This window comes from Thermomonas sp. (assembly GCF_047606765.1).
Classification (GTDB): domain Bacteria; phylum Pseudomonadota; class Gammaproteobacteria; order Xanthomonadales; family Xanthomonadaceae; genus Thermomonas.
The window spans coordinates 1-6300 of sequence record NZ_JASGED010000124.1 but is presented as its reverse complement, the minus strand read 5'-3'; the positions used below and the strand labels follow the sequence as shown (position 1 = coordinate 6300).

Here is a 6300-nt window from a genome sequence, read left to right as displayed (position 1 = left end):
CGTGCAGTGGCGCCTGCACGCCTGCTGCAAAGGCCGCTTCTCCCGTCGTGTTGTCGGTATCCGCTTCCCAGAACTGCTTGCTGTCCGCAAACCATGACCCACCCAGCCCCGGGAAGGCCGCACCCGGCGTGCTGTAGCAGGTGCTGGTGACCGTGCCGGTCAGGCATGCCGACGGCGTGTAGGTCTGCCCCGAAAAAGCATGCTTGATGGTGCGCGCCGGCATGCCCGTGAACGGGAAGTCCTGACGGTAGGTCGTGGCCGTGGCAACGTAACCGCCGGTCTGGTTGGGATCGAAGGTCACGATCTCGCGGAACCCGAGATACCCGCGTCCACCGGCTTGCACCTTCGCGCCCGCGTAGCGGTAGTACAGGCTTGCCATCGCCAGCGGATTGCCGTCCTGCGGTGCGCTGCTGGAGGCGCTTGCCACCACGTACATGGGCGCCAGCAAATCCTGCACCGGCGCACCACGGCCCCAGTTGGTGCCGTCGCGGCTCCCGGTGTCGCGCCGATAGATCGCGTTGTTGGTCAGCGGCGCATACGCCAGTTCTGTGCGTGCCCCAAACCCGTTGACGATGGCGGTGAGGGTGTCGCGGGGTTGATGGCGAAGGCTGGGCCGCGAGACGTAAAGCGATGGGCTGTCCAGCCGCAACGACAGGAAGTCGAGGTTGCCGTCACCGTCCACGTCCATGAACACCGGCACGTATTGGTTGACATCGCAACTGCCACTGCAGAATCGCGCATTGCCACCCGGCAGCGAGGTAACGGGGCCGAACCCACCCGATGGCTGGGCGTACTGAACCTCATACACGCGATTGCCGCCCAAGCTGCGCAACCGCAGGGCATCCGCCCGGCCATCGCCGTTGACATCCACGAACCGCGCCTGGTCGCGGTCGTCGGTGATCGTCGGATTATCGCCGCAGGAGCCGATCATGGTCGTGCCGGTGTTGCGCTTGCAGACCCAAGCCGCCGTACTGCTGAAGCGGGTCAACACGTCGGTCAGGCCGTCACCATTCACGTCTGCCAATGCCACCGTTTGCGGCACGGTTCCCAAACTTGCGTGCGCCGCCAGCGTCAGCGGGCCACCCGGCGTGATCTCTTGCACCGTGAAGGCATACAACAGGTTGTTGGTGACGATGTCGTAGCATGATCCGGAGCCAAGGCTGGCCGCAGGTGTGGCTGCGCCGCTCGAACGGTATGCCCACACGGCAACCGTGCGCTCCCCACCACTGCGTGGCAACTGCTGCGGTTGCACCGGGATCTGGCAGTTGCCGGTCCATATCCGGTGTGTCTCGTTCACATGCAGCAGTACATCCGAAGCGCCGTCGCCATTGAAATCGGTCATCTGCACAAAGCCCGTCTTGGGCGAAGGCAGGCCACCGAAGCTCACGTTGCATTCATTCATGTTCCCCGGGCCGCCATTGCAGTCCGGGCCCATTGGATACGTCGATTCATCAACGGCCACACTGCGTTCCGGCCCCCAGGCGAAGCCGCCGCCCGTCTGCCGTGTCATCACCCGCGCCTTGAGTGTACCGCCTGCGGGGTACAGCACATCCACAAGCCCATCCCCGTTCACGTCCGCCAGTTGCGCCTGATCGTTGACGTTGCTCAAGGACGGGATCGGCAGCGTCGCAAGCAGGTTCTGCGCGGCATTGAAGCCGTTGCCGACCGACGGATACAGACGCCAGCCTGCATTGGTGATTGCGGACACGAACAGGTCATCGCGTCCGTCACCGGTGTAGTCAAACAGGTGCCACGCACCTTCGCCCCGGCTGCTGATGGCCGTGGGCAGGCACAGCGTGCCACTGTTGGTGAAGACCGGCTGGCCCGCGCTGTTGAGACTGGCCAGCGCGGTCACGATGCCTTCCCCACCGCACACGCCACTGCGCAGGTAGATGAAGTCGGTCAGCCCGTCCCCGTTGATGTCCCCCAGCTTGAAGCCCTTGAACTGGCTGTTGTTGACACCCAAGCCCGGTAGCGTCTCCTGGGTTGCGAACTCGTGCTTGCCGGTACTCCACTCGAACGTGGTCGGTGCCATGCACACGGCCTGCGTGCTGTCGCGGCATTCCTTCAGGCTGGTCAGGGTGTCCCGGCCGCTGTAGGAAACGCTCGTCCCGTAGGTCAGCGCGTAGTACCGCGCCTGATCGCCGGTTGCGCAGGCAATCGTGGCGCAAACGGTGATGCCATCCAGACGCCGGCTGCTCACGTACTGCCCGCCCGAGGCGTAGCGGTATTCCCACTGCGTCGTGGGCCGGGCGCTGTAGTGGAACACCACCTTCGCATACGGTGCGCTGGCACCACCCGATTGGCCGGACAACACCTTCTTGCCGGTGTAACGCACCTCGCTGATGACCTGCTCGCCCGCAGTGCCACCTGCCGGTTTCTCGCTGTAGAGGTAATCGATGTAATTCCCGGTCGAATCCTGGAACCGCGTCTGTGCCCACGCCAGTGCGAAGCCTTCCTTGCCCGGGGTGGTGGCATTGAAGTAGCCATCCACCATGTCCGTGGTGTCCGCTGCGCGGTCGCCATACCAACTTCTGGAGCCGTCCTTGCGATCCACCGTGAAGAACGCCGGCCCCGTGGTGCCGCCCATCGGGGTGTAAGCGCAGACGCGCTGGAACGATTCGATTTCGGTACGCAGATTGACCGCCGTCATGCCCGATACCGCCGGGCATGCCGCTGTTCCCGTCGCCTGCGCCGGTATCAGCCGTTGCCCGTCGAGGCAATAGCGATCCGTTGCCGTGAAGTTGACCGGCTCCGGCGTGCCATCGGTGGGGACGCCACTGACGATGAAATCGCCATGCTCCCGCGTTGCGCGACAGCGGGTGATCGACGACAGCCCGCCAATCGACCAGCCCATGCCCAGCGGGCCGTATCCGCCCTGGCTGCTGTAGGACAGCGACAACTGCGGTGCGACGCCCGCCGTGCCGGGCACCACGTACAACGGCACTGCATAGGTTGCGGCGCCCGACTCATCGACCCGGAACTCGCCTGCCGTCGCCGATACGCGATCCGACTCCACGTCCGGCGTGATCGACAAGGACGCAGGGCCGCCCCATTCGTCCGCCAGTGCCGAGCGGATCACCAGTCCGAACTGGAACAACAGCAGAACACTGACCAGTCCCAACAGCGGGCGCGCAACGCGCCGCATGCCCGCTGACGCCATCGGCATGTCTTCAGCCGATGTCTCTGCCTGCCCGATGGTACTGGTTCCCATGCTCCGGCTCCCCATTCGGCGATGCATCGCATCGCGCGCGTTGTCTGGCTGGTCGTGTCCCCCTGCCGGCCCTCCCCAGGGGCCCGGCGCAGCGCGCCGATGCAGTGTGGCCGAGCATACGCCTTTTAAGGGCAATGGGAACCTTGGCCGATCCCTGCGCGTCCGCCTTGATGGGTGATCCAATCCTGGGGGCTGCTCATGACAACAAGACATAAAACTTATGTCTGTTGATGCACTCGACCGTGGCGAAACCAAGCTCTCCATAAGGGCGCAATGCGGGCACAAAAAGAACCCCGGCCGAAGCCGGGGTTCGAAACCACATCGGGCGTTTTGTCCCGCCGGTCAGTTGGTGCTGCTGGTCAGGGTCACGCCGGTGAAGGTCGAGTAGGCACGCACCTTGATGTAATAGGTCGTTGCCGTGGTGGGCGTGAGTGTGCAGGTCTCGCTGTTGCCGCTCTTGTATGGACGGCAGGTGTAGCTGCTGGTGGTCGGATCACTGCCAGCCCGCACGTACAGGTCGGCATCACCGGTGCCGCCCGAGATACCGATGGTCGCCGTCTTGCCGGCAGCCACCGCCAGCGTGTAGCTCTGCGACCAGTTGCCGGTGCTCACCGTGGGCAACACAACCGAATCGCCGCTGCCGCCGCCACCGCCCGTGGTGTAGTCGCCGACCAGGCTGACGCCGGTGAAGCTCGAATACGCCTTGAGACGGACGTGGTAGGTGCCTGCCGACGGGCTTGCGATGGTGCAGGTCTCGGCGTTGCCGGACTTGTACGGACGGCAGTCATAGGAGCTGTCGGTAGGCGCGCTGCCGAACTTCACGTACATGTCGGCATCACCGGTGCCGCCGGACATGGTGAAGGTCAGGTTGGTGGCACCTGCCGGCACGACCAGGGTGTAGTTCACCGAATTGCCGGTGGTCTGGCTGATGCCGGTGACCGCCGTGCCCTTGGTCAGCGCGCCGCCGGTGCTGCCGCCGCTGTCGCCACCGCCGCTCGCGCAGGCCACGCCCACCGATGCGAACGCAGCGGTCACGTCAGCCTTGGTGTAGCCCAGGTCCTGCGCTGCGGTTTCCACGCCACAGGCACCCTGGTTGAAGGTGCTGCTGGCCGTCCAGTAGTCGCGGTTGGCACGGGCGAAGGCCTGGAACGCCTTCATCGTGTTCCAGCCGGACTTGGTCGCCAGCAGGTAGAACGCCTTGTTATAGACGCCCGAGCTGTAGTGAACGTCCATCGAACTGGTGTAATTCGCGGCGTTGTCGATGGAGGAACCGTCCTGCGTCGGGTTGTTCATGTAACGCAGCGCGCCCGTGCCCTTGAAGATGTCGGCACCCACCTGCCAGTCGTTGCTGCCGCGCATGTAGTACTCGGCGGCTTCGCCGGCCATGTCGGAGAACGCCTCGTTCATGCCGCCGGACTGGCCGGAATAGGTCAGGTTGGACTGCTGCTCGGTGAAACCGTGCGAAACCTCGTGGCTGGACACGTCCAGGCTGACCAGCGGATAGAAGGTGTTCTTGCCATCGCCAAAGGTCATCGCGCTGCCGTCCCAGAACGCATTCTCGTAGCTGGTCTGGTAATGCACCTTCATGACCAGCTGGAAGGTCAGCGGGGCCATGCCGATGTACGCCTGGTACATGTTGAAGATGACGTTGCCGAAGTAGTGCGCGTCGTTCAGCGGCGAATACGCGCCATTGATGGTCTTCACCGTGTTGCGCGGGCAGGTGTACGTAAACGCGGTGGTGCTGGTATTGCTGCTGCTGTTGTTCAGGTTGACCGTCTTCACGTTGGTGCTGTTCATGGTGCAGGTGGTGCCACTCTGCGTCACGTCCAGATAGCCGTAGGTGGTGCCGTACTCGTACTGGCCGGTCTTGGCGTTGCCGCCGGGGCCGGTACCGATCAGCGCATGCTGGATGTTGTCCCACTGCTTCAGCACGCGGCCGCTGTGGGCATCGATCAGCACGATCGGGCGGGTCGGGCCTTCGCTGGCAACGCCGTCGGCGAAGAAGGTCACCGCATAGGCCAGATGGCCCTTGCCGGCATCATCGACGTACACCGTCAGGTCGGCCTTCTCGTTGCGGGTCAGCATGCCGGAGATGCGGCTACCCAGGCCCGCGCGCTTGCCGGCGACCAGCGCCGCAGCCTTGCCCAGAGTGGGCGTGGCGGATGCGATATCGCGGTCCAGCCCCGAGACCATGTTGCCGAACATGGTGCGCACGTTGCCGGCGCTGTCCTCGCTGACCACAACGCCCTGCCCGAACACGGGAATACCGCGCCAAGCCTGGTCGTAGCGGTAGTTGCGCACGTTGCGATCCTGTCGCTTGGCGCGCATCAGCAAGGTGGTGTTGCTGTCTGCGCCCATGAACTGGGTGTGACGCCTGTGCGCCATGTCGGCCACGCCACTGGTGGCGACGGCGGACTGGTACTGCGTCCTGAGCTGGCTGATGTTGCGTTTGTGCAGATCGACCTTGTCCGCCGCAAGCGCGCCGGAAGCGGCGAGCGAAAGGGCGACGGCGGTGGCAAGCATGTTGGTTCGACGGTAACGATTCACTGGCACTACCCCTGGCAAGTTATGTGGATGAGCGTTGTGTGGATGCGAACTGGCGAGAACACTGGCTGCTTGCGTTCGCCGGCACGGACGGCCCGTGCCGCCCCTCGCGGACGCGAAGCACTACGGAACCTGAACAGTTGCGTAGCGGGATCGACCTTGCTGCCGTCTTTCAGGCAGCGTCAAGCTGGCCCGCTCCCGGCGCATGAACACGCGCGGACGCAGGCAACCCTTGTGAATGGGCGAAAGCCCGCCGCAACAACGTTTCAGACGATACTGATTGGCGACATGACGACGATTTCATGCCCGGCATAAATAATGATTCGCTGCACTGCAGCAGGAATATGCGATGACAAATCGCGTCACCTAGTGACAATTCGGGACTATGACAATGGTCATGCCCGGCGTGGCGCTGACGCGCCAGGTCACAGCATCCCGGTTTCCAGCTTGGCCACGTCCGACATCAGGCTGCGGTTCCAGGGCGGATCGAACACCAGCTCCACGTCGGCAGCGGCCACGGTGGGGATCATCTCCACCTTGCT

The 6300-nt window shown here is 64.1% G+C and carries 2 protein-coding genes and 1 pseudogene; all 3 read right to left on the bottom strand.

Going from position 1 to position 6300, the window contains the following annotated elements; translation table 11 throughout:
* The coding region (locus QM612_RS11610) for a toxin TcdB middle/N-terminal domain-containing protein (RefSeq protein WP_415254042.1) at window positions 1–3214 on the bottom strand (3214 nt) is incomplete at its 3' end.
* Between the two features lie 342 nt (window positions 3215–3556).
* Window positions 3557–5737 (bottom strand): M4 family metallopeptidase, encoded by a 2181-nt coding sequence (locus QM612_RS11605; RefSeq protein ID WP_415254041.1) that lies wholly within the window; start codon window positions 5735–5737, stop codon window positions 3557–3559.
* 446 nt (window positions 5738–6183) lie between these two features.
* Window positions 6184–6300: pseudogene (locus tag QM612_RS11600) on the bottom strand (putative Fe-S cluster assembly protein SufT); the annotation flags it as partial.

Excerpts from the sequence above, each read along its gene's own strand:
- QM612_RS11605 (WP_415254041.1), bottom strand. The coding sequence starts at position 5,737 with ATGCTTGCCACCGCCGTCGCCCTTTCGCTCGCCGCTTCCGGCGCGCTT.